The following is a 23,812-nucleotide window of genomic DNA, read 5'->3' as shown; positions in this document are numbered from 1 at the left end:
CGCGTAGGGTCATGAGCCTACGGCGCTCCGCTGATTTTCAGTCAGCGCGAGTTGATCAAAAGGCTTGTCCGTGTGGTCTGAAAAATAGAAAGGCCGCCTCAAATGAGGCGGCCTTTTCATTTACTCGCGCGTGTCTGAGACGGTCTTATGTTCCCATCTCCCACGATGCCAGATACTTCTCTTGTTCTTTCGTCAACTTGTCGATGTCCACACCCATGCCGGCGAGTTTGAGCCGCGAGATTTCTTTGTCGATGACGGCAGGGACGGGGTACACCTTCTTCTCGAGCATCTTGTAGTTCTTCACGATGTATTCGGCAGCGAGCGCCTGGTTGGCGAAGCTCATGTCCATGACGCTGGAAGGATGGCCTTCGGCGGTCGCGAGATTGACCAGGCGGCCTTCGCCGAGGAGACTCACGCGGTTGCCGTTCTTGTAGGTGAATTGCTCGACGCCGTCGCGGACGATCTTCCGCTTTTTGGCCAGTTTCTCCAAGGCCGGAATATCCAACTCCACGTTGAAGTGGCCGCTGTTGCAGACGATGGCGCCATCCTTCATCTTCGCGAAATGCTCGCCGCGAATAACTTTCAAGTTGCCGGTTACGGTGACGAAGAAATCGCCGATCGGGGCGGCTTCCTCCATCGGCATGACACGATAGCCATCCATGACGGCTTCCAAGGCTTTCAATGGATCGATCTCGGTGACGACGACATCTGCGCCCATACCCTTGGCGCGCATGGCAATGCCGCGTCCGCACCAGCCATACCCGGCTACGACGAAGACGGACCCGCAGACCAGCCGGTTGGTCGCGCGAATAATGCCGTCCATGGTGGACTGACCGGTGCCGTACCGATTGTCGAACATATGCTTGGTATCGGCATCGTTGACGGAGATGACCGGGAACTTGAGGACTTTCTTCTCGGCCATGCTGCGCAGGCGAATGACGCCTGTCGTGGTTTCTTCCGTCCCCCCGATCACGTTGCGCAGGAGATCTTTCCGTTTGGAGTGCAGATGCGACACCACGTCGGCTCCGTCGTCCATTGAGAGATGGGGACGATGGGCAATGGCTGATTCGATGTGGCGATAGTACGTGGCGTTGTCTTCACCCTTGATGGCGAAGGTCGGAATTCCTTCGTGCTGGACAAGGGCGGCAGCGATTTCGTCCTGCGTGCTGAGGGGGTTCGAGGCGCAGAGGCGCACATCGGCTCCGCCGGCTTTCAGCGTGATCGCCAGGTTGGCCGTTTCTGTGGTGACGTGGAGACAGGCGGTGACCCGTACGCCCTTGAGCGGCTGTTGCCGCTTGAACCGCTTCCGGATGAGTCGCAGCACCGGCATGGTGGCTTCGGCCCATTCGATCTTTAACTTGCCTGCGTCCGCCAGCTTAATGTCTTTCACATCGTAATCCACAGAACCCTCCTGAGTGATGAGTGAAATGCGTGATTGGTAATGTCGCGCCAGAAAAAGAGGGGGCAGGTGTTCGGTGCCTGCCCCCTCTTGTCGTATCGGTCAGAGACTATCTCAACTAAAGACCTGAATCCCGGCGCAAGGCCTTGGCTTTGTCGGTCTTTTCCCAGGTGAACTCCGGTTCATTGCGGCCGAAGTGCCCGTAGGCCGCGGTCTTGCGGAAGATCGGCCGGCGGAGCTTGAGGTGATCGATGATGCCGCGCGGGGTCAATGGGAAATGCTTCCGCACGAGCTTATCGAGACTCTCGACGGCCATCTTCTCAGTGCCTTTGGTATCGACCAGCACTGAAACCGGATCGGCTACGCCGATCGCATAGGCGAGCTGGACTTCGCACTTGTCGGCGAGCCCGGCGGCGACGATGTTCTTGGCGATGTAGCGGGCCATGTACGAGGCTGAGCGGTCCACCTTTGTCGGATCCTTGCCGGAGAAGGCGCCGCCTCCGTGGCTGCCGTGGCCACCGTAGGTATCGACGATGATCTTGCGACCGGTAAGACCTGTATCACCCATCGGACCACCGACCACGAAGCGGCCGGTCGGGTTAATGTGGTGCTTCACGCTGGTCGGGTTATAGAGCCCCTTCGGCATGACGGGCTTGATGACCTTCTCCATGATGTCCCGTTCGATCTGCTTATTGGTGACGTCGGGGCTATGCTGCGTGGATACGACGATCGTATCGATGCGCACGGGTTTCCCGTTCTTGTATTCGACGGTCACCTGGGACTTGCCGTCCGGGCGCACCCAGTTGAGAATTTTCTTCTTGCGCACTTCGGCGAGGCGCTTGGTGAGGCGATGAGCCAGGACGATCGGCATCGGCATCAACTCGGTGGTTTCGTTGGTGGCGTAGCCGAACATCAAACCCTGGTCTCCCGCGCCACCGGAGTCCACACCCATGGCGATATCGCCGGATTGCTGGTGGATGGCTGTCAGGACCGAACAGGTGTGGGAGTCGAAGCCCCAGGAGGCATCGTTATAGCCGACATCCCTAATCACCTCGCGGATGATATCGGGAATTTCCACATAGGCCTTGGTCGAGATTTCACCGGCGACAAAGGCGATGCCGGTCGTGAGAATCGTCTCGCAGGCGACGCGCGAGTATTTGTCCTGGGCAAGGATTGCATCAAGGATTCCGTCGGAAATCTGATCGGCAATCTTATCGGGATGCCCTTCGGTGACTGATTCAGAAGTAAATAGATAGTTGTTTCTCATGAACCCCCTCTAGTTTCTGGTTGTCGAAAACCGTCTGTGTGGTGTCTGGCCAGGTGAGCACTGTGCCCGCGACGGGTTCGTTTCTGTAGAATTGGCTGAATCTTAACGGACTAGGGCTCTTTTGTCTATTTATTCGATGGTAGGGGCATCCTTTCTTGGGCGGGCTGGCGTTGCTTGACACTCGGCAAAATCCACTTGTAAGATGACAAAATTTTCGCGCACTTAGAATCGCTTTTGGCAATCCAAAGCTTCGGCCGGGACGTAGACTCAGCGGAGATGCCGAGAGAATCGGCAACAGATTGTTTTGGGGATTATCCAAAATTCTCCGTACGAGTGAGTATTGCCCGGGCCGAAGACGAACATAGAGCTGCATGAATAGCCAACCTGATGCCCTCCCCAAAGAGCCCTCAATCCGTCCGTCGACTCCCGGTTTAGGCTGGGAGGAGTTCTCGCGTGAACTCGTTGAATTCTTTGCTTCCGTCAAGCTCGCGATCTTCCTGTTTCTGTTTATTGCGATCACCGCGACGATCGGGACGGTGATCCAGCAAGGTGAACGGGCAGAGGTCTATGTTCAGGAGTACGGGGAGAACGCCTACCGGTGGTTTCTTCGCCTGGGGTTTACAGATGTCTATCACACCTGGTGGTTCACGAGTCTGCTCGGCCTGCTCTGCGTCAATTCGCTGACCTGTTTTTATAAGCGGTTTCCTTCCGTCTGGCGCTCCATGAAGCAGGACAAGGTGGGCGTCACGATGGCGTTCATCAAGAACATGAAACAGCAGGCGGAAATTCCCCTCGACAACACCAAAGAAGCGGTGGCCCAGCAGATGGTGCATCATTTTGTGACGAAGGGGTACCGGGTTCTCGCGAAAAATGAGCCGGGAGAAGTGACGGTCTACGCCACAAAAGGAGTGATGGGGCGGGTCGGAGCTCATATGGCCCATTTGAGCGCGACGGTCATTATCTTCGGCGGGTTGCTTGGGACCTATTATGGGTTCCAGGAGTTCGGCGTGTGCCTGGAAGGGCAGACCTATCATATTCCCCGGGGCAACTTCGATTTGAAGGTCGATAAATTCTGGATCGACTATCACGAGAACGGGTCGGTCAAATCGTACAACAGCACCTTAACCGTGGTGGACGGCGGGCAGTCGGTGGTGACGAAGACGATTTCGGTGAATGATCCGCTGGTCTACAAGGGGATCTGGTTTTATCAATCCAGCTATGGCGACGCGTGGGACCAGGTCGAAGTCGCGCGGATCAACATTAAGGATAAAGAGACGGACAAGGTGTTGAAGACGGTCGATCTCGAATGGCAGAAGGTACAGGCGCTGCCCGATCTCAATGTGAAACTGTCGATCACGGACTTTGTCGCGGATTTCGCCTTTAACTCCACGGAAAAGAAGGTCTATTCCAAGACCATCGAGCATGCGAATCCTGCGGTGAAGCTGGTGATCAATGAACGGGATTCCGTGCAGGCCACGCCGTGGCTCTTTCAACAATTTCCCGACCTCTTCAATATCAAAGACTCCAAGTACCAATTCGAACTGGTCGGGTACAAGCCGAGGAAGTTCACCGGCCTCCAGATCGCGAAGAATCCCGGGATCAATATTGTGTGGACGGGGTGTACCATGATCGTCGTGGGCATTACGCTTTCGTCGTTCATCTTCCATCGCCGTCTCTGGGCCAAGATTGTGCCGGGTCAGACGGGGGTGACGGTCCATCTCGGCGGGACGACTCATAAAAGCCAGATCGATTTTCAAAAGGAATTCCGGAAGCTGACGGAAAAGATCCAGACGTTCAAGGCGTGAGCCGGTAGCGACCGGCCTTGTCCTTGGGTATGATGCCGGGGCGTAGGACGCTGCGCAGTCGATAGACGGAGGATATGTGATGATGAAGTCATTGTTCCTGTTCGATATGACCTTCTGGCTGTATTTGGCCGCGTTGGTGTTGTACATCGGGTATTTGTTCGCACGGCGGCCGTCGATGACGCTTGCCCCGGCGGGGCATGTCCCAGACAATTTCGATGAACGTGACGGCGTGTGGGCGACGCAGTTGGGCCAAGTCGCGACGCTTGTGACCATCTTCGGGTGGATGTTGAACACTGGCGCGCTCTTGACCCGGGCATTCGAGCGGATGGAACACTCCGGCACCTTCGCGCCCTGGTCGAATCAATTCGAAGCAATGGCCTATGTTTCCTGGGCGATTATTCTCGGCTATGTGCTCCTGGAGATGCGGTACAAGATTAAGGCGATCGGGGCTTTCGTCGTTGGCATCGGATTCATTGCTATGGGGGCCGCATCGCTCCTGCCCTACCGCTACCAGACGGCGGAACCGTTGGTGCCAGCGCTCAACAGCTATTGGATTTACATCCATGTGTCCGTGACGTTGACGAGCTACGCCGCATTTGCGACAGCGGGTGGGCTTGGCGTGATGTATCTGTTCAAGGAGCGGGCGGAGCGTCTCGGGAAAACAACCGGCTTCTATGCCGCATTTCCTGATCTCGAAACGATTGATGAGTTAGGGTATAAAGCCATTACCGTCGGGTTTCCGATGCTGGCCTTCGGGATTATTCTTGGCGCCATGTGGGCGAATTATGCGTGGGGCGGCTATTGGAGCTGGGATCCTAAAGAAACCTGGTCGCTGATCGTCTGGCTGATATACGGCGCCTACATCCATGCCCGGATGACCCGAGGCTGGGAAGGCCATAAGGCGGCGATCTACGCGGTGTTTGGATTCTTGATGGTCATTTTCTGTTTCTGGGGCGTGAATTTCTTGTTGTCCGGCTTGCACGCCTACGCCTAGAGCAGGATGCTGAAAATGGCTGCCAACTTCGTTCTCGGTCGTCCGTTCCCCTCGACGTACTTCTCAGTACGCCTCGGGGCCCGTACTCCCTGCGGCCTCGTTGACAGGCCATTTTGAGCATCCTGCAACATTTTACGGGGGATTAGGTTTGGCTGATCAGACACCTTCTTCTCAACCCACCAATCAGGAACGGCCGAAGGGCGGTTCGCGGTTGTTTATCCTGGCCGCCGGAGCAGTGGTGCTCGTCGTGACGTTTGCCATTGTCTGGCTGCAGAGTTCGAAGTATGAGCCGCTGGTGGTTGGGAAGGCGGCGCCGGATTTCACTCTGACCGATCTAAACGACAAGCCCCATCGGCTCTCCGACTTTCGCGGGAAAGTGGTCTTTTTGAATTTCTGGGCCACGTGGTGCGCTCCCTGCCGTGAGGAAATGCCCTCGATGGAAGTCCTCAATAAGAGCTTTGAGAAAGACGGGTTGGTCGTGCTCGCCGTGAGTATCGATCGGGTGACGACCACGAAAGATATTCCTCCGTTCGTCAAAAGCCTGAATCTGACCTTCCCGGTCCTCATCGATTCGTGGGGCATCACGGACAAACCCTATAAGCGGTTGGGAGTACCTGAGACCTTCATCATCGATCAGCAGGGCATTGTGCGAGAGATCATCATCGGTCCGAAGGACTGGACGAGGATCGACAATCTCAAGACGCTCGCGACCTTGCTGAATGTGACCCCCCAACCCGCATTCCCTCAAGACCGTGGTACGATGAAGCCTGGAAGTTTTGAAGGGGCATTATGAAGCGGTTGTTGGTCGCGTTGCTGCTGAGCGGTCTCGGTCTGCTGGATACTTCTACCGGAGTATCGGCCTGGACTCGTGGCGAGGCCGCCTCTCTTTCCCTGCCGGTTGCCGATCGCGGGGTCGTCAAGGTGGGCGACGAAGCCCCCAATTTTCAGCTGCGTGATCTGGATGGGAACGTCGTGTCGCTTGCCCAGTTGCGCGGGAAAGTGGTGCTCGTGAATTTCTGGGCGACCTGGTGCGGGCCCTGTCGGATCGAAATGCCGGCGATGGAGCAGTTGTATCGGAGCTACTCGCGCAAAGACTTCGAGATTCTCGCCGTCTCTACCGACCCACAGGGCGCGGCGGTGACTCGGCCCTTTCAACAGGAAATGGGATTCACCTTCCCGATCCTGCACGATGCCGAGTATCGCGTCGGGTTGATGTACGGCGCGCGGAGTTTGCCTATGACGTTCATGGTCGATCGTAACGGCATTGTCAGACAGAAGGTGCCGGGCGCCCGTGATTGGGGCGGCCCTGATGCGCGCGCACTGATTCAGGCCCTCATGAAATCCTGACGATGATGCAATCCATGCCACAGATTTCTCTGCTCGCCGCGTTCTCAGCCGGTCTGCTGTCGTTTGTATCGCCCTGTGTGCTGCCGCTCGTGCCATCGTACATTTCCTACATCACCGGGCTTTCGGTCGAACAACTGACGGATGCGAGCGAACGGAACAAGTTCAAATCCGCCATCATTCTCAATGCGCTCCTGTTCATCGGCGGGTTTTCGACGGTATTCATCGCGTTCGGCGCCTCTGCCAGCTTTCTCGGGCAAATCCTGATCACCTATCAGGATCACATTCGCCGCATCGGCGGCGTGATGATCATTGTGTTCGGTCTCTATCTGCTGGGTATTCTGAATCTCAACTTCTTGAAGGTGGAGCACCGGTATCAGTTCCGCAATCGTCCGGCCGGCTATTTGGGGTCGTTCTTCATCGGAGTGGCGTTTGCTGCCGGATGGACGCCCTGCGTCGGCCCGGTGTTGGGTACGATTCTGCTTTACGCCAGCACGACCGATTCGCTCTGGAGCGGGGTGGTCTTGTTGGCGTGCTACTCCTTGGGGTTGGGCTTGCCGCTGTTTCTCACGGCGCTGGGAGTCGACCGCTTCCTGGCCTATTTTAAAGAGGTGCGCGCCTATCTCTGGGGCGTGTCAACGGTGAGCGGCGTGCTGCTCATTGTGGTGGGCGTCATGATCTACGCCAATTCCCTCACGATGATCACCAGCTTCCTTGAACGGTATGGCATCGGCTGGTACCTCAGCCAGTAGCCTCGCCATCAGCAAACAGCTCTCAGCTTTCAGTTAACTCACCGCGCGCTAGGTCTTTCAGACGTCCTTTTGCTAAGAGCCGACGGCTACCTGCTGACGGTTAGCACCAGGCGCCGAGACGGCAGGCGGTGAAGGATTGGCCCAGGGCATTGGCGGAGGGTAGCTTGAGAGCGCCGAATGCAGAGGCCGCACTGGGGATGTTGGGAAGATCGGGGCTGTTGTTCGGTGAGGCGTACGGCCGAGCATCCGAGAACGGTGTGGCCGACGAATCTTTCGCGATCATTGTGTCTGACTTCTTGCCGCCGAGTTTGGCCATCAATGACCGGCCGTCGGCCGCCACTTTGCTGTTGGGATATTTCTCAGCCAATAAGGTTAGGTTATCGGCCGCCCAATCGTCCGCGCCCAGTTCATGGTAACTCATCGCCAGGAAGTAGAGGGCATCGGGGGCCACCGGTTTATCCGGATAGATCTTCATGATCTGTTCGAATCGATGGGCGGCGGCTAAATACGACTCGCGGCGGTAGTAGAACTGCCCGACGAAGAGGTGCATCTGGGCGAGCCACTCGTGGCATTCCTGGATCTTTTGTTGCGCCTGGGCATCGTACCGACTGCCGGGAAAGTCCTTGCGCATGCGCTCGAGTGCCGTGATGGCTTTGGTCAGCGGTTCAGGGTCCCGATCGATGGACTTTGCCATTTTGAAATGGGACTCGCCTATCTTAAAAGCGGCGTAGGGGGCGAGTACATGACTCTTATGCAGGTCGAGGAAGTGGTTATATTCGACGAGCGCTTCGGCGTATTCTTCCTTGTCGAAAAAGGCCTCGCCGCGCTTCATGATGACGTTCGGGTCGTAGTTCTTTTCGATCGTGTCGCCGAGGAAGATCTGCTCGTCTGTACCCCCGACAGCCTTGGCCCCTGCTGCAACGGCCGGCTCTTTGGGCGTACTCGAACATCCGACGGCCAGCAATGAAACGAGCAGAAGGCCGCTGGTCAGAATGCGGGACTGACGATGGTGGTTCTTCTGGATGCGTGGCAACTGGTCGATTCCTTTCCTGGACCGCTAAATTGATAACAAGAACCGGGCCTAAAAGCAATGGCACGCCTGATTGGTTGACCGGCTCCCCGCTGCCCCCTATAATTCCGCCGCGCATGAAATAAAACCAATATGTATAGCCTCGCCGCGCCGAGAGTGGTCAATTGCCATGAAACGAATGCGTGTCATAGGAACCGGCAGTTATCTCCCTGAGCGGATCGTCGCCAATAGCGAGATCGCGGGCTCTCTGGGACTGTCACCGGCCAGGATCGAGCGGCTGACGGGCATCCGCGAGCGGCGGTGGGCGGCTGATGGCCAGGCTTCTTCGGATCTGGCGATGGAGGCGAGCCGTCACGCCCTCCAGGCAGCCGGATGTTCAGCAGGGGAGGTGGATGCGATTATCCTGTCGACCACCTCGCCGGATATGGCGTTCCCCTCGACCGCCTGCTTTGTTCAGCGAGGGTTAGGCTGTCGCGGAGTGGCCGCATTCGATGTGTCCGCGTCCTGCTCGGGATTCCTCTATGGGTTATCGATGGCCAATGCCATGATTCTGAGCGGGCAGGCGAACACCTGCCTGGTCGTGGCGGCTGAAGTGAAGTCGAGATTTTTGGATCCGACCGATGCGGCGACCGCGGTTTTATTCGGTGATGGCGCCGGGGCCGTCGTGGTGCGGGGTGAGGACAATCAGGGATCGAAGGGCCGCGGAGTACTCGGGATTCGGCTCCATTCGGATGGGTCGAAACATGATCTGATCCGCGTGCCCGCCGGCGGATCACGGGTGCCGGCGTCGGCGGAGACCGTAGCACATCATGATCATGTGTTGCGGATGCAAGGTGCCTCGTTATTTCGCATCGCCGTCAGGCGAGTCGAGCAGGCGGTGCAGGACCTTCTCAAAGAATTTGGTGTCCGGATCGATGAACTCAGTCAGGTCGTACTCCATCAGGCCAACGGCCGGATTCTCTCGAATGTGGCGGACCGGCTGGGCATTCCGGCTGATCGGCTGATGTCTGTGATCGACCGGTACGGGAATACCTCCTCGGCGTCCGTCCCCATTGCGCTCGATGCGGCAGTCCGGGCGGGAAAGATTCGAACGGACGATGTGGTGCTGTTAGGAAGCTTCGGGGGCGGCCTGACCTGGGCGACAGGCTTACTGCGGTGGTAGCCGGGGAAACCGTGCCGGCAGGGAAGGCGTGCGTCACATTGCTCGCGGACACGATCACGGGCAGCAATTCACCATTCAGGAGCGCGGACTGCGATGTTTAGTCTCATACCCAAAGAAGACGCCTTTTTCGACATGTTTAAGAAGGCCGCCCACAATATGATCGAGGGGAGCCGCCTGCTGAAAAACATGATGGACCAGTTTGGCGATCCTGCGGCGCAGGCGAAGCACATTAAAGATGTCGAGCATATCGGCGACGGCATCACGCACGACATCGCGACCAAGCTCAATCAGACCTTCATTACGCCCATCGATCGCGAAGATATTCACGACCTGGCCAGCGCGCTGGACGATATTCTCGATGCCGTGGAAGCCGTGGCCGACCGGTTTGTCATCTATAAAATTACCAAGCCGACCGAGTCGGCGATTCGGCTGGCCGATATTCTCTATCAAGCCTCGGTCGCGGTCGGCCAAGCGGTCGATCGCGTAGGGATGTCGCATGCGCAAATCAACGAATGCAGTGTGAAAGTGAACAGCCTGGAGAATGAAGCCGACCGTGTGTCGCGCGATGCCATCTCCGGTCTGTTTGAGAAAGAGACCGATCCGATTTCCGTCATTAAGTGGAAAGAGATTTACGAGACGTTCGAGGCGGGAACCGATCGATGTGAAGACGTCGCCAACATTCTCGAGCGGATCGTCTTGAAGCATAACTAAAGGATGTGACGCGTGATCGGTGATGAGTAACGGGGCGAATCGCGCTCCGATACCTGCCATGGCTTACCCCTCACCTGTCACCCATAACTCATCACGGTGTTGAATGCCTGATTTGACGGGGTTTTTATTGTTGACGGTCGTGCTGGCGCTGCTGTTCGATTTTTCGAACGGCTGGCACGATTGCGCGAACGCGGTAGCGACGGTGGTCTCGACCAGGGTGATGAGCCCCTTGGCGGCCGTCATGTGGGCCGGGGTGCTGAACGTGGCCGGCGCGTTTTTCTCCACCGCCGTGGCGAAGATGATCGGCGGCGGAATCGTTTTCCCCGAGGCCATCACCAGTGTGGTGGTGGGGGCCGCGCTGGCCGGCGCGATTCTGTGGAATCTCGTCACGCTGATTCTGGGCTTGCCGACGAGTTCATCGCATGCCTTGATCGGCGCTTTAGTCGGGTCGGCCGTGGCGCACGGGGGCTGGTCGGTGGTGCAGTTCAAAGGGCTGCGGGCGATTCTTGAGGCGATGATTTTCTCTCCGCTGTTTGGGTTCTTGATGGGATTGCTGATTATGGTGGCGGTCAGCTGGTCATTTTTCAAGGTGCCGCGGGGCGTGGCGCAGAAAGTCTTCAGCCGGTTGCAGTTGCTGTCGGCGAGTTTTATGGCCTTCAGCCATGGGTCCAATGACGCGCAAAAGGCGATGGGGATTATCACGCTGGCGCTGGTGTCATCCGGCCAGCTGACCTCGTCGGAGGTGCCGACATGGGTCGTGGTGTCCTGTGCGCTGGCGATGGGTGCGGGCACGATGGTCGGGGGTCGGCGGATCATGCGCACGCTCGGTATGCGGATCGTCAAGCTGGATCCGGTGCATGGATTTGCCGCCGAGACCGGCGCGGCCAGTGTTCTCTTGTTCACGGCGCACTTTGGTCTGCCCGTGAGTACGACGCACACGATTACCTCGTCGATTCTCGGGGTCGGGGCGACCAAACGTCTCTCCGCGGTGCGGTGGGGGGTGACGACGAAGATTCTCTCCGCCTGGATTTTTACCATGCCGGGGGCGGGAGCCCTGGGCGCCCTCGTCTATATGATTTTGTCCTCTTTTGCGTGAAGAGGCCCTCTCGTCTGGCGAGTGATCGGCAGACGGACCACGAAGCGGCTTCCCTGCGGGGCGTGAGCCTCTACCCACACCTGTCCCCCATGTCCTTCCACAATATGCTTCACGATGGCGAGGCCGAGTCCGGTTCCTCCCATTTCGCGTGAGCGGGCTTTGTCGACCCGGTAGAAGCGCTCGAAGACGCGCGGGCGATCCTGCTCCGGTATCCCGAGGCCCGTATCGCTCACGGTAAGTTCTACTGCCTGGTCGGGCACACGGCTGGCTGTCACGGTAATCGTCCCCCGCTCGGGCGTGTATTTCACGGCGTTGTCGAGGAGGTTGGTAAGGACTTGCGCGAGGCGACCTTCGTCCCCGGCGATGGGCGGAATCCGGTCGTCGATGCGGGAGACGAGCTGGTGTCCTTTTTTGTCGGCCAGGGGTTTGATCATCGAGAGGGTCCGTTCGATCAAACTACGAAGATCGAGAGGATCTTCTTTAAATGACACTCTTCCCGACTCGATTTTGGACAACTCCAGCAGGTCTTCCAAGATCAGGTTGAGCCGGTCGCTCTGTTTCAGGATGATCGTGAGAAAGCTGACGGCGGTGTCCGGATCGTCTTTCCCCCCATCCAATAGCGCCTCCACATAGCCTTTAATGGACGTCAGAGGCGTGCGCAATTCATGCGACACATTGGCCACGAAGTCTTTGCGAATTTTTTCCAGGCGGCGCAGTTCGGTGATGTCGTGAAAGACCAGCACGGCGCAAGCTTCGTTTTCGCGTTCGCATCCCGCCACCGAGGTTTCGATATGGAGACAGCGCCCCCCTGGCGTGAGGGTGATCTCCGCTTCCTGGCCGGCCCGATTCGCGAGGATGGTCGTGATCAGGCTGTTGAGTTCCGGATGGGCCAACACCTCCGTGCTGATCTGCCCGCGAATTTCAGTGCGGCGGATATCGAACATGCGCTCGAGAGCCGGATTGATCTGGAGAATGCGCCCTCGGCAGTCCAAGACCATGACGCCCTCGACCATCGAGGTCAACATGGCGAGGAGTTGGGCGCGGTCTTCCGAGAGTTCGTCGATCTTCGTGCGGAGCTGGTCGGTCATCTGATTGAGGGTTTCGCCCAGCAGGCCGACCTCATCTTGGGAGTGAATCTGGATGCGAATCGTCGCATCGCCCGCCGAAAGCCGGCGAGCCACGCTGGCTATGTCCGAGAGCGGCTTCGTAATATTGCGGGCCATCCAGAGGCTGAGCAGGAGGGCCATCAGAAAGGCGACCCCGAGCGCGATGGCCAGATTGCGTTGGAGTGTGGCCGTCTCCCGCTCCAGCATCGTCATCGGCAGGCCGACGCGCAGGACAACCGACTTGCCTTCATGGCGCAACTCCGTTCGGAGCGCGCGATACATGGTGCGAGCGCCGGTCGTGCGGCTGGCGCGTATATCTCGCCCCTGGCCGGTCGCGAGCGCTTGTTGAACTTCCGGCCGCGAGAGGTGATTTTCGACTGCCGAGAGTCCCGCGTCGTCCACGGCGCTATCGGCGATGACGGCGCCGTCTGCAGTGACCAGCGTCACCCGAGCCAGCGCTCTCGCTCCCAGCTGACGGACGACGTCTCTCAGGTGCGTCTGTTGTTCCAGGGATAGCGGCGCGGGGAACGCCGACCTGAGGCTGTATTCCACCAGGTTGGTTCTGGCGTCCAGTACGTCGTTGAGTTGTGTGATCTCTTGTTGTTCGAGCGATTGCATGGCCAGCAGGCCGGCGACTGCAAGCCCGCAGGTGACGGCGAGGAGGCTGCCGAGGGTCACCTTCCAGCGGATGGACAATCTCATCCGGACCCGTCCGCTTCTTTGAGTTTATAGCCGAGCGATTTCACGGAGAGAATGGCGTCATCCAGCAACGGGAGCTTTTGTTTGAGCCGACGGATATGCACATCGACGGTTCGGGTGGTTCCGTAGTACTCATAGCCCCAGACGGCGTTGAGCAGGACATCGCGCGTCAGTACTCGTCCGGGATGGCGGAGCAGATGTTCGAGCAGCCCAAATTCTTTCGCCGTGAGCGGGACTTCTTTCCCTTTTACCGTGACTTCATGGCGAGTGAGATCCAGGATCAGCGGGCCGTAGGTGAAACGGGTCGGGCCGTCCTCCGGTTTCCGTTCGAGTCGGCGGAACAGCGCTTTCACCCGCGCGACCAGCGTTTTGGGGCTGAACGGCTTGGTCACATAGTCGTCGGCGCCTAACTCGAGGCCGATGATCGTATCCGATTCCTCGGCCTTGGCCGTGAGCATGATGATCGGCAGCATCGCGGTATCGGGGGCTGAGCGAAGGCGCTTACAGATTTCGAGCCCGTCGATTTCGGGGAGCATCAAGTCGAGGACGACGAGGTCGGGTTTTTCCGTGCGAACCTGGGCCAGCCCTTCCGAACCGGTCGAGGCCGTGACGGTCCGGTAGCCCTCCTTCTCCAGGTAGAGTTTAACGAGTTGAAGGATGTCTTTCTCGTCTTCGACGATGAGGACTTTTTTGATGGACGCGGTACTCATAATAGCGGGTCTCAGCCTACGGGGGAGGGGAGGTCCTGTCAAGCGGCCGGGGCACGGAAGGGGCCGGTCGACGGAGTGAATCTGTTGACGACATTGGACGATCTGACGTAAGGTGAAACGCGTGCGGTGAGCCGACCGGGGTCGGTCTGGTCTCGTCAACCATTGAAGGAGCCTGAAGCGTTATGAAGATATACCTTGCCAATCCGCGGGGATTTTGCGCCGGGGTCGATCGAGCGATCGATATCGTCGATCTGTCGCTCAAGAAGTACGGTGCCCCCATTTTTGTTCGCCATGAAATCGTCCACAGCCGCCATGTGGTGAATTCGCTTCGCCAAAAGGGCGCCGTGTTCGTGGAGGAGCTCAGTGAAGTGCCTGAAGGATCGGTGGTGATTTTCAGCGCGCATGGCGTCGCGAAGTCGGTATGGGCGGAGGCGAATCAGCGCCGGCTACACGTCATCGATGCCACTTGTCCGCTGGTCATCAAGGTTCACAATGAAGTGAATCGGGAATACACGCAGGGCTATGAGTTGATTCTCATCGGCCATGCCGGGCACCCCGAGGTGATTGGGACGCTGGGGCAGATTCCCGATAAGTTCCACCTGGTCTCCTCGGTCCAAGACGTGGAGAAGCTCCATGTGGATAACACGCTGAATCTTTCCTATGTGACGCAGACGACGCTCAGCGTGGATGAGTGCCGGGACATCGTCGGCGCGCTCAATAAGCGGTTTCCGAACATCAAGGGACCGCACCAGGAAGACATTTGCTACGCGACGCAAAACCGGCAAAATGCGGTGAAAGAATTATCCCGCTTGGTGGATGTCATCCTGGTCATTGGATCGCCGAATAGTTCGAACTCCAACCGCCTGCGCGAGTTAGGGGAGCAGTGCGGGATCCCGTCCTATCTGATCGATTCCGCCAGTGATATTCACCCGGATTGGTTGAAGGCGGCCAAGGCGGTCGGGATCGCTGCCGGCGCATCAGCTCCGGAAGTCCTGGTGACGGAAGTCGTGGCGTTCCTCAAGAGCTCTGGCCCATCAGAGGTGGAAGAGCTGACCGTGATTGAAGAAGACGTCGAATTTCTCCTGCCCAAAGAACTCGTTCAGATCGAATCGGCCAGTAAGCCCGCTGCGGGCGCCGCCAGATAATCGTCTCACTCTGAGGAATTCATATATCTAGTAGGGGGCTGAACGGCCCCCTACTACCTGCGGTATTTTATTTTGATTTCCTTTTGGCCCTATGTTACAAGGGCCGAGCTATTTTTCCGCTCGCCAATCCGGCTGCTCAACCAAGGGTGAATCGATGTATTTGAAATCGCTCGATATGCTGGGGTTCAAGTCATTTGCCGAATCGAGGATCGAGTTCCCGCAAGGGGTGACGGCTATCGTCGGCCCCAACGGCAGCGGCAAGAGCAACGTGGTAGACGCCATTCTCTGGGTGTTGGGCGAGCAGAGCACCAAGACGTTGCGAAGCGAGAAAATGGAAGATGTGATTTTTAACGGCACCGAATTGCGCAAGCCCCTCGGGATGGCGGAGGTCTCGCTCATCATCGGCGGACTCGATCACACGGCCTTGCCGCAGGAAGGTGGGTCGGGATTGCCGAGCGAGTTGACCGAGTTCCAAGAGCTCATGATCACGCGGCGGCTCTACCGGAACGGGGACAGCGAATACCTCATCAACAAGACGGCCTGCCGGCTCAAAGATATCCGGACGCTGCTCATGGATACGCGTGCCGGCAGCAAGGGACATACGGTCATTGCCCAGGGCCAGATCGATCAGATCCTGAACGCGTCCCCTCAAGACCGGCGCGAATTGATTGAAGAGACGGCCGGGATCGTCCGGTACAAAAAGCAGAAGGCCGAAGCCCTTCGCAAGCTCGATGCGACCCAGCAAAACATGTTGCGTGTCCGTGACATCATCGCGGAAGTGAAGAAACAGCTGAATTCCCTGGAGCGGCAGGCGCGGCAGGCGCGCACCTACCAGACGTTGCAACAGGAAGCGCGTTCGGTCGAGATCGAACTGCTGACCAGGGAGTTTGTCGCGTTACGGGCGGGCTTGAAGGACGTCGAAGCCGAGGTGCTGAGTCTCGATCAACAAGAGTCCGAAAAAGCCGCCGGGCAGGCGCGGTTCGCGACGGATTTGGAGCAATCCCGGTTGCGGGCAATTGAAATCGGCGAGTCGACCGGTAAGATTCGCGAAGAGCTGGGCCGGATCGAGCATCAGCAGGCGCAGGCGCTGACGGCGGCCGAAGTCGAGCGGAACCGGAGCCAATTATTCGAACAGCAGCAACAGCAAGAGTCCCGTGAGTTGGAAAGTCTGGCGAACGCCCAGGAGGAGTTGGCGCACTCGCTGGAAACCATCGAAGCGTCGCTGGTCTCGCTTGAAGAGGAGTTGCTGTCGCGCGAACAGGCCTTCGCCGCGCTGGATCAAGATATGGAGCGCCTCCTCCATCAGCGAGCTTCTGCCGTGGCGGAGGAAGAACGCGGGCGTCTCGACATTATGCAGCTGGCGGTTCTGGTGGCGAATACCGAGCAGACGGTGGCGCAGTTGATTGCCAGAATGGGCGAAGTCTCCGATCGGGGGACCAAGCTGGCCGCGGAGCAAGAAGAGCTGGAAGGTCATCGATCGACGGCGTTGACGCGCCATGAAGCCTTGAGACAGGAGTATGGCGAGGCCGGGCGCATGGTCGCCACGATTCGCGCGCAGCAAGAGAGCGTCCAAACTGAGGCGTCCAACGTGGCGGCTGAGCAGCAGGAGCTCGATCGTGTCATCCTTCAGCGGTCGGAAGAGTTGGCGGCCGTCGATTCACGGTTGCAGGCGCTGCAAGGCGTCGTGCGGGAAGAAATGGGGTACGGGCGGGAAGGCCAGGATGAAGGCACGGCGCTCAAATCCTGCGAGGGAGTTCGCGATGCGATCGCCGAATGGCTCGTGATCCCTCCCGGCATGGACCGGGCGGTCGAAGCGGTCTTAGGAGAGCGTGTGCACGGGTGGTTTGTCGATGAACCGTCGGTGGCGCAGCGCGCGATTAGTTTTCTTCGGGAGAAGGAACTGGGGCGCGGGACGTTTATCCCGCAACAGCCGCGTTGGGAACGCGCCGGATCAGGGTCTCAGGCCTGGTGGCAGGCGCTCGCCGATCAGGCCGGTGTGGTGGGCAGAGCGGTCGACCTGATTCAAGCGGACGAGGCTCGCACAGCGGCGAAAGACTGTCTGTTCGATCGGGTGGTGATTGTGGAGTCGTTGGACCATGCGGTGCGATTGTGGGAACGACAGCTCTGGGCCGGGGCTGAGGGACCGATCTTGGTCACCTTGGGGGGCGAAGTAATGGATGCCTCCGGCGTCATCAGCGGCGGCCATGCCCATGCGGGGCAAGGGTTGTTGGAGCGTCGGCGCGAGGTCGTCAGCCTGGAGGCCAAGCGGAGCGAGCTCACCGCAGCGGTCGAGTCCGACAAACAGCGGCGTCTTGAATTGCAGGGGCTCGGGCAGAGTTTGACTCTGCAGATTCGGCAGTTGGCCGAATCCCTAAGGGATACGGAAATGCAGGATTTGTCCTTGCGGAAGGATGAAGAAAACCTCCGGCAATTTATGGCGGATCTCGACGTGCGTCTGGCCGGGATTGCCGCCGAGATACAAAAAGGGATCGTCGACCGGCAGCGGTTCGAACAGGAGGCGCGTTCGGCGCAGGCTCAGCTAGGGCAGTGGCTCAGCGAAAAGGCCGGGCAAGAGGCCAGTTTAGGGCGTGTGCGGGAGCGGCTGACGGCCATCGATCAAGAAGGCCGGGTGTTTCAAGAACGGGTGACGGAAGCCCGACTGCTGTCCGAAAGTCTGCGTGCCAAACAAGGGCATGAGCAGGCGAATCGTTTGCGAATCAGGCAGCAGCAAGTCGAAAGCGAACAACGTCGGCAGGCCCTGCAGAGTCACCTTGAGGGATTGGACCGTGACATTCAACACAGCCAGGAAGAACGCAGCCGCCAGGAACTGTTGTGCCAGGAATTCGGCGAGGCCGCGGCAAAGATTAAGGCTCAGTTGATTGCCACGCAAGAACAGCAGGCTCAAGAGATGGCTGTCGGACAGTCGTTAGAGGCCAGTCTGGACGTGGTGCGTCGCGACATGTCGGCGGTGCGGGATGCGCGTATGGCGGTGGAGGTCCGGCGGGCTGAACTACGCACGCAGTTGAGCGCGGTCGAAAGCACCTTGTCGGGAACGTATCAGCTGGATCCGGTTGCGCTCGCCAGCGGCGGTGCGGTACCCGGTCCCGAGGCTGTCGCGGATGCCGGGAGCGAGGCCGCTGCTGAGGCGGTTCCGAATCCATTGGCTCAGGCGCCACACGCTGAACTGAAGGAACAATTGCAAAAGCTGCGCGAACGGCTCGACCGCATGGGGCCGATCAATCTTGCTGCGATCAGCGAGCATCAGGAACTCGACCAGCGCTATACCTTTCTCACCACTCAAGAGCAGGATCTTGCCACGTCGATTAACTCCCTCAAGGAAATTATTCAGCGGATCAACAAAACGACGAAGGACATGTTCGTGACCACCTTCGCCGAGCTTCAGCAGAAGTTCACTGAAGTCTTCGGCCAGTTTTTCCCCGGAGGACGTGCGGAGCTGCTGTTGGTCGATGAGCCGGTCGGCGAAAACGGAGAAGGCGCAGGGAATCAAGAGCCGGGTGTGGATATCGTGGCGCAGCCTCCGGGGAAGCGTTTAAAGAGCATCACGATGCTGTCCGGAGGAGAGAAGACCTTGACCGCGATGGCGCTCCTCTTCGCCAGTTTCTTGATCCGGCCGACGCCGTTTTGTCTGCTCGACGAAATCGACGCTCCACTCGATGAGGAAAATATCGGGCGTTTCACCAGCGTGCTTCGGGAGATGTCGAAGAACGCGCAGTTCCTCGTCATTACCCATAATAAGCGCACCATGGCGATTGCCGATTCGTTGTTCGGCGTGACGATGGAACAGCCGGGCGTGTCCAAGCTGGTGTCGGTGCGGTTGGGCGATCTCCAGCCGGCCTGAGGCAAGCCGCAAGGCTTGGATATCGCAGAGAACTTTCCGTTCTCGTTGCTTGACTCACGTAGGGGTGTCTGTTATATCCCCCACCGATGGGCGGCTCTCGCTCGCTGGTGGGTCGGCGTCTCCAGGGCCATGTGGCACGCCGTCACGTCTATCCCCCCATCTCGATGCGTTCACTAGGATTCCATGAAGCTCTTTCGCACACTGTTTGACCGGATCTCCAGTAGTTGGCTCGCGACGATTCCCGGGAAATACAATCCGGCGGTCGAATATGCGCAAACACCTCCGCTCAGGCTGGTCTCAGATAAAGTGGCTCCGTCGGCGGCCACCGATTCATCGCGCCGCCCATCGGCTCACACCGTGAGTCAACCGGACGCGATCGACGACGCGATCCGTCGGAGTCAAAGCTGGTTTTTATCCAAACAGGATCCCGCTGAAGGATTTTGGGTGGCGGAACTCGAGGCCGATACCACGCTGACGTCGGAATACCTGATGTTGCGGAGGTTTCTCGATTGCGTCGATCCCGTCAAGGAAGAACGCGCTGTCCGGTATTTAAAGTCCATGCAGTTGCCCGACGGCGGCTGGCCGATCTATTACGGTGGGCCCGCGGAAATCAGCGCCTCCGTGAAGGCCTACTTTGCGCTGAAGCTCAGCGGAATCCCTGCGTCCGATCCCTGCTTGCTGCGTGCGCGTGAGTGCATCATGACCATGGGCGGAGTCGTGCAGGCGAACGTCTTCACGAAAATTGCCTTGGCGTTGTTCGATCAGTATGACTGGGAAGGCGTGCCCCACATGCCGGTCGAGATCATGCTGCTGCCGAAGCGGTTTTATTTCAGCATCTACGCAATTTCCTATTGGTCCCGCGCCGTGCTCATTCCGTTGCTGATCGTGTTTGCGCATCAACCGGTGTGCCGGATTCCGCGAGAGCAGGGTATCGAGGAGCTGTATCTCGTTCCACGCGGGCAGGTGCCGTACTGGAAGTATCCGCCCTTCAACAAAGATCAAGCCTGGTTCACGCCGCATAATTTCTTCGTCATGCTCGATGCGGTGCTCAAGCTCTATGACCGGATGCCCCTCCTGTGGTTGCGCGAGAAGGCGATGCACAAGGCTGCCACGTGGATGTTGGATCACCTCAAAGGGAAGGGCGGGCTGGGCGCGATTTATCCGGCGATGGCGAATTCCGTGCTGGCGCTCCGGTGCTTAGGCTATGAGATGGATGACCCGCTGGTGCAGAAAGCCCTTCGTGAGATTGAAGATCTGGAAGTGCACGAAACCGCGACGGTGGATGGCCAGCGTGTCCCGACCTTACATCTGCAGCCCTGCCATTCTCCGATTTGGGATACGGCCTTGCTCATGAATGCGCTGATCGAAGCGGGCATGCCGCAAGACCATCCGGCGCTGGTGAAGGCGGGTGGCTATCTTATGTCCCGGCAGACGAAAACGGTCGGTGATTGGACGATTTCTTCACCGCAAGCCGAGCCGGGCGGGTGGTATTTCCAATTTGAAAACGAGCTATATCCCGATGTGGACGACTCGGCCGTCGTGTTGATGGCGCTCGCGAAGCTCAAGATGCCGGAGCCGGCCGACCTGCGGGAATCCATTCGCCGTGGGATGCAATGGGTGCTGGCCATGCAGAGTTCCGACGGCGGGTGGGGCGCGTACGACAAGGATAATAATCGGGTTGTCTTTAACTACATCCCGTTTGCGGACCATAAGGCGTTACTCGATCCGAGCACGGCGGATCTCGCCGGGCGCTGTCTAGAAATGCTGGGCGCCTTAGGTTACGACCGGTCCCATCCGGCGGTGCAGCCGGCGCTGGCGTTTCTCAAGAAGCAACAGGAGGCGGACGGGAGTTGGTATGGCCGCTGGGGCGTGAATTACATTTACGGCACGTGGTCGGTGCTGGCGGGCCTTCGCGCGATCGGAGAAGACGTCTCGTCTCCCTACATTCGCCGGGCCGTGTCCTGGCTTGAGTCCAAGCAGAATCCCGATGGCGGATGGGGTGAGGCCTGTCTCTCCTATGCGGAAGACGCGCATAGCGGCAAAGGCCAGAGCACCCCTTCGCAAACAGCCTGGGCCTTGATGGCGTTGATGTCCGCCGGGGTGACGGAATCGTTGAGCATCGCCCGTGGCGTGCAGTATCTCCTGAGGCATCAGCTCAAGGACGGCTCCTGGGAAGAAGTCATGCATACCGGCACGGGATTCCCGCGCGTGTTCTATCTTCGCTACCACTGGTACTGCCAGTATTTCCCTCTGTGGGCGCTCGCGATGTATCGCAATCTCCGGTCACGGGGCCGCATGCGAGCCGAAGAGCTTCGGGAGCACGTGGAGTCTTCCGGATGCTATCGGTTTGATCATTGACGGACGCGCACGTTCTCACGACGGTGCCGGTTTCTTCTCTTGTCGCTCCTCCGGTCCCCATCCGCATTGTGATATTCGTCGCCACGGTCTGGGAGTTTGCCGCAGTGCGGGCCGCCGTTCCCGGCGGTCGTATGGACAGGGTGCAGGGGCGATCGCGGTATTGCGCGTCGGCGGGCGGGGGGGAGTGCTGGGTGATTCAGACCGGGGTGGGTCCGCAGAAGGCGCATGCCGCCGCGCGGGATGTCCTGTCACAACAGACATTCGCCTTGGCCCTCTCGAGCGGATTTGCCTGCGCGCTGACGCAGGCCGCCATCGGCGATATCCTGATTGGCACTCGCGCGGCGACGATTCGTGACGGAGAGGCGCTCGACTATCTTGAGGTGGCGGGGGACGAACGGCAACGGTGGTGCGCCATGTTGAGCGGGAGCGAGGCGCTTGCGCGTCGTGCCACCTTCGGCTGTTTCATTTCTGCGGATCGCATCGTCCACCGTGCCGCGGAGAAAGTGGCCTTGGCAGAACAAACGCGCGCGACGGGGCTGGATATGGAGAGCGCGGCGATAGCGAGTGAGGCGAAGGCGGCTCAGGTGCCATTTCTCATCGTGCGGTCGGTGTCGGATTTGTTGATGGAAGAACTGCCTCTTGACTTCAATCTCTTTCTCAGGCCCACTGGATGGGTAAAAGGCGTAGGGGCTTTGCTTGCGCATCCGTCGAGTCTGCTGGGGCTCAACCGGTTGCGGAAACAGAGTGCCATCGCGGCGGCGGCGCTCACGAATAGTCTGCGGATCGTAGTCCATGCTCGTTTCGGAGCCAGGCCGGATTCACACATGACGATGACGCCATGACGATGCTCGAAGCGATAGGGCGGCTGGTCTTGAAGTATGTCCGGGAAATGGGCCGCATGCTCATTTTTCTCGTGTCATCGTTCGGGTGGCTGGTGCGACCGCCATTCCGGTTCATCCAGTTCGTCAAACAGCTGCACTTCATCGGATATAAATCCACCTTTGTTGTCGTGTTGACGGCCGGATTCACCGGCATGGTACTCGCCCTTCAAGGTTATTACACCTTGCGGAAGTTCGGCTCCGAGGGATTGCTCGGGTCGGCCGTTGCGTTGAGCATGATTCGAGAGCTCGGACCGGTGTTGGCGGCGTTGATGGTGACGGCTCGGGCCGGTTCGGCCATGACCGCTGAAATCGGCATCATGCGCATCACGGAACAGATCGATGCCCTCGACACCATGGCCATCAATCCGCTCCAGTACCTCATTGCGCCGAAGGTGGTCGGGGGGTTGATCGGAGTCCCGTTGCTGGTGGCCCTCTTCGACGTCGTCGGAATCTACGGTGGGTATCTGGTCGGCGTGGATCTCCTCGGCGTGAATGCCGGATCCTACTGGACGTCGATCGAGTCTGCCGTCGAATGGAAAGATGTCTACGGCGGAATTCTCAAATCGATCAGCTTCGGACTGATCATCAGCTGGGTCTGTTGCTACAAGGGCTTCTATACCCGTATGAGTGCCGAGGGATTGGGTTCGGCGACGACGGAGGCTGTGGTGTTGTCTTCTGTGGTGATCCTGGTGTGGGATTATTTTCTGACGTCGATCTTGTTGTAAGTATGCTCAAGCTTGTCGGTGTGAAAAAAACGTTGGGAACCCAGCCCGTGTTGCGGGGAGTTGACCTGACGATTCCGGCCGGGAAGTTGACGACCATTATCGGACGCAGCGGTGAGGGGAAGAGTGTGCTGCTGAAGCACATGATCGGGCTGCTGCAACCGGACGAGGGACAGGTCTGGGTCGGCGATGTCGACATTTCCCGCCTGCGCGGCCAGCCGTTGAATGAAGTGCGGAAGCGGTTTTCGATGTTGTTTCAAGGGGCGGCACTGTTCGATTCGATGTCCGTTTTTGAGAACGTGGCCTTTCCATTGAAAGAGAAGTTGCGCATGAAGGGGCCGGAAGTGGCGGCGCGGGTGAACGAGATGCTCGAACAGGTCGGATTGGCCGGCATGGGGCACAAATTTCCGGCAGAGCTCAGCGGAGGAATGCGGAAGCGCGCCGGCTTGGCCCGCGCTTTAGTGATGCGGCCTGAGATTGTCTTGTTCGATGAGCCGACCACGGGACTGGATCCGTTGATGGCGAAGGCCATTCATGAGTTGATTACGACGACGCAGCGGACCTTCGGATTTACGGCGGTCATGGTCAGTCATGAGATCCCGGAGATTTTCTTCCTGTCCGATTACGTCGCCATCTTGAAACAGGGACGGATTGCGGTGATGGCCCCGCCTGCCGAATTCATTCGAACGACAGATCCGGAGATCCATGAATTTATTTCAGTCGGGGGGCCGGTCGTGCTGTCCGGCGCCGCTGCAAGCTCGTAACGGGAGTA

19 protein-coding genes are annotated in these 23,812 nt (G+C 58.7%); 14 read left to right on the top strand and 5 right to left on the bottom strand.

The features are described 5' to 3' along the window. Positions 1 to 145: 145 nt before the first annotated feature. Positions 146 to 1,402, bottom strand: coding sequence for an adenosylhomocysteinase (ahcY, locus tag Q7U39_11520; GenBank protein ID MDO9118579.1), 1,257 nt, complete (start codon positions 1,400 to 1,402; stop codon positions 146 to 148). Positions 1,403 to 1,517: 115 nt separating this feature from the next. Further along, positions 1,518 to 2,666 (bottom strand): methionine adenosyltransferase, encoded by a 1,149-nt coding sequence (gene metK, locus Q7U39_11515; GenBank protein MDO9118578.1) that lies wholly within the window; start codon positions 2,664 to 2,666, stop codon positions 1,518 to 1,520. A 371-nt stretch (positions 2,667 to 3,037) separates the two neighbouring features. Between metK and Q7U39_11510 the strand changes: the two genes are divergently transcribed. From Q7U39_11510 to Q7U39_11490, 5 genes are all read left to right on the top strand, one after another. Next, positions 3,038 to 4,471 carry a cytochrome c biogenesis protein ResB gene (locus Q7U39_11510; GenBank protein MDO9118577.1) on the top strand — a complete coding sequence of 478 codons (1,434 nt, stop codon included), beginning with the start codon at positions 3,038 to 3,040 and terminating at the stop codon, positions 4,469 to 4,471. A 79-nt stretch (positions 4,472 to 4,550) separates the two neighbouring features. Continuing rightward, positions 4,551 to 5,465: a c-type cytochrome biogenesis protein CcsB gene (gene ccsB / locus Q7U39_11505; GenBank protein ID MDO9118576.1), complete on the top strand. Its 915-nt coding sequence runs from the start codon at positions 4,551 to 4,553 to the stop codon at positions 5,463 to 5,465. A 148-nt stretch (positions 5,466 to 5,613) separates the two neighbouring features. After that, positions 5,614 to 6,258: a TlpA disulfide reductase family protein gene (locus Q7U39_11500; GenBank protein MDO9118575.1), complete on the top strand. Its 645-nt coding sequence runs from the start codon at positions 5,614 to 5,616 to the stop codon at positions 6,256 to 6,258. Next, positions 6,255 to 6,812, top strand: a complete 558-nt coding sequence (locus Q7U39_11495) for a TlpA disulfide reductase family protein (GenBank protein ID MDO9118574.1) — start codon at positions 6,255 to 6,257, stop codon at positions 6,810 to 6,812. Before Q7U39_11500 ends, Q7U39_11495 begins: the two co-directional genes overlap by 4 nt. A gap of 14 nt (positions 6,813 to 6,826) precedes the next feature. Then, positions 6,827 to 7,561 carry a cytochrome c biogenesis protein CcdA gene (locus Q7U39_11490; protein MDO9118573.1) on the top strand — a complete coding sequence of 245 codons (735 nt, stop codon included), beginning with the start codon at positions 6,827 to 6,829 and terminating at the stop codon, positions 7,559 to 7,561. A gap of 100 nt (positions 7,562 to 7,661) precedes the next feature. Here Q7U39_11490 and bamD read toward each other — a convergent pair whose 3' ends face one another. After that, positions 7,662 to 8,594 (bottom strand): outer membrane protein assembly factor BamD, encoded by a 933-nt coding sequence (gene bamD, locus Q7U39_11485; GenBank protein ID MDO9118572.1) that lies wholly within the window; start codon positions 8,592 to 8,594, stop codon positions 7,662 to 7,664. Between the two features lie 166 nt (positions 8,595 to 8,760). Between bamD and Q7U39_11480 the strand changes: the two genes are divergently transcribed. The 3 genes from Q7U39_11480 (at position 8,761) to Q7U39_11470 (ending at position 11,560) form a co-directional block, all read left to right on the top strand. Further along, positions 8,761 to 9,753: a beta-ketoacyl-ACP synthase III gene (locus tag Q7U39_11480; GenBank protein MDO9118571.1), complete on the top strand. Its 993-nt coding sequence runs from the start codon at positions 8,761 to 8,763 to the stop codon at positions 9,751 to 9,753. A gap of 93 nt (positions 9,754 to 9,846) precedes the next feature. Continuing rightward, entirely contained in the window at positions 9,847 to 10,464 is a 618-nt protein-coding gene (locus Q7U39_11475) for a DUF47 family protein (protein ID MDO9118570.1), read from the top strand. 103 nt (positions 10,465 to 10,567) lie between these two features. After that, positions 10,568 to 11,560, top strand: a complete 993-nt coding sequence (locus tag Q7U39_11470) for an inorganic phosphate transporter (GenBank protein ID MDO9118569.1) — start codon at positions 10,568 to 10,570, stop codon at positions 11,558 to 11,560. On the opposite strand, the gene Q7U39_11465 is transcribed toward Q7U39_11470, so the two are convergent. Then, positions 11,533 to 13,368 (bottom strand): ATP-binding protein, encoded by a 1,836-nt coding sequence (locus tag Q7U39_11465; protein ID MDO9118568.1) that lies wholly within the window; start codon positions 13,366 to 13,368, stop codon positions 11,533 to 11,535. The genes Q7U39_11470 and Q7U39_11465 overlap by 28 nt on opposite strands. After that, positions 13,365 to 14,075 (bottom strand): response regulator transcription factor, encoded by a 711-nt coding sequence (locus Q7U39_11460; GenBank protein MDO9118567.1) that lies wholly within the window; start codon positions 14,073 to 14,075, stop codon positions 13,365 to 13,367. Before Q7U39_11460 ends, Q7U39_11465 begins: the two co-directional genes overlap by 4 nt. Positions 14,076 to 14,257: 182 nt before the next feature. Here Q7U39_11460 and ispH point away from each other — a divergent pair, with 182 nt between their 5' ends. The 6 genes from ispH to Q7U39_11430 all read left to right on the top strand — a co-directional run bounded on the left by ispH (position 14,258) and on the right by Q7U39_11430 (position 23,804). After that, positions 14,258 to 15,220, top strand: coding sequence for a 4-hydroxy-3-methylbut-2-enyl diphosphate reductase (gene ispH / locus Q7U39_11455; GenBank protein MDO9118566.1), 963 nt, complete (start codon positions 14,258 to 14,260; stop codon positions 15,218 to 15,220). A gap of 154 nt (positions 15,221 to 15,374) precedes the next feature. Further along, positions 15,375 to 19,079: a chromosome segregation protein SMC gene (smc, locus tag Q7U39_11450; GenBank protein MDO9118565.1), complete on the top strand. Its 3,705-nt coding sequence runs from the start codon at positions 15,375 to 15,377 to the stop codon at positions 19,077 to 19,079. Between the two features lie 183 nt (positions 19,080 to 19,262). Then, complete coding sequence (gene shc / locus Q7U39_11445) at positions 19,263 to 21,437, top strand: squalene--hopene cyclase (GenBank protein ID MDO9118564.1); 2,175 nt, start codon at positions 19,263 to 19,265, stop codon at positions 21,435 to 21,437. After that, positions 21,434 to 22,279, top strand: a complete 846-nt coding sequence (locus Q7U39_11440) for a hypothetical protein (protein MDO9118563.1) — start codon at positions 21,434 to 21,436, stop codon at positions 22,277 to 22,279. Before shc ends, Q7U39_11440 begins: the two co-directional genes overlap by 4 nt. Beyond that, a complete protein-coding gene (locus tag Q7U39_11435) occupies positions 22,276 to 23,043 on the top strand; it encodes an MlaE family lipid ABC transporter permease subunit (GenBank protein ID MDO9118562.1) in 768 nt (255 codons plus the stop codon). The genes Q7U39_11440 and Q7U39_11435 overlap by 4 nt, the downstream gene beginning before the upstream one ends. Next, entirely contained in the window at positions 23,010 to 23,804 is a 795-nt protein-coding gene (locus Q7U39_11430; protein ID MDO9118561.1) for an ATP-binding cassette domain-containing protein, read from the top strand. The genes Q7U39_11435 and Q7U39_11430 overlap by 34 nt, the downstream gene beginning before the upstream one ends. The last annotated feature ends 8 nt before the right edge of the window (positions 23,805 to 23,812 follow it).

The organism is Nitrospira sp. (assembly GCA_030653545.1).
GTDB lineage: Bacteria > Nitrospirota > Nitrospiria > Nitrospirales > Nitrospiraceae > Nitrospira_D.
Note: the sequence above shows the minus strand (reverse complement) of the source record. Positions and strands in the feature narration are given on the sequence as shown.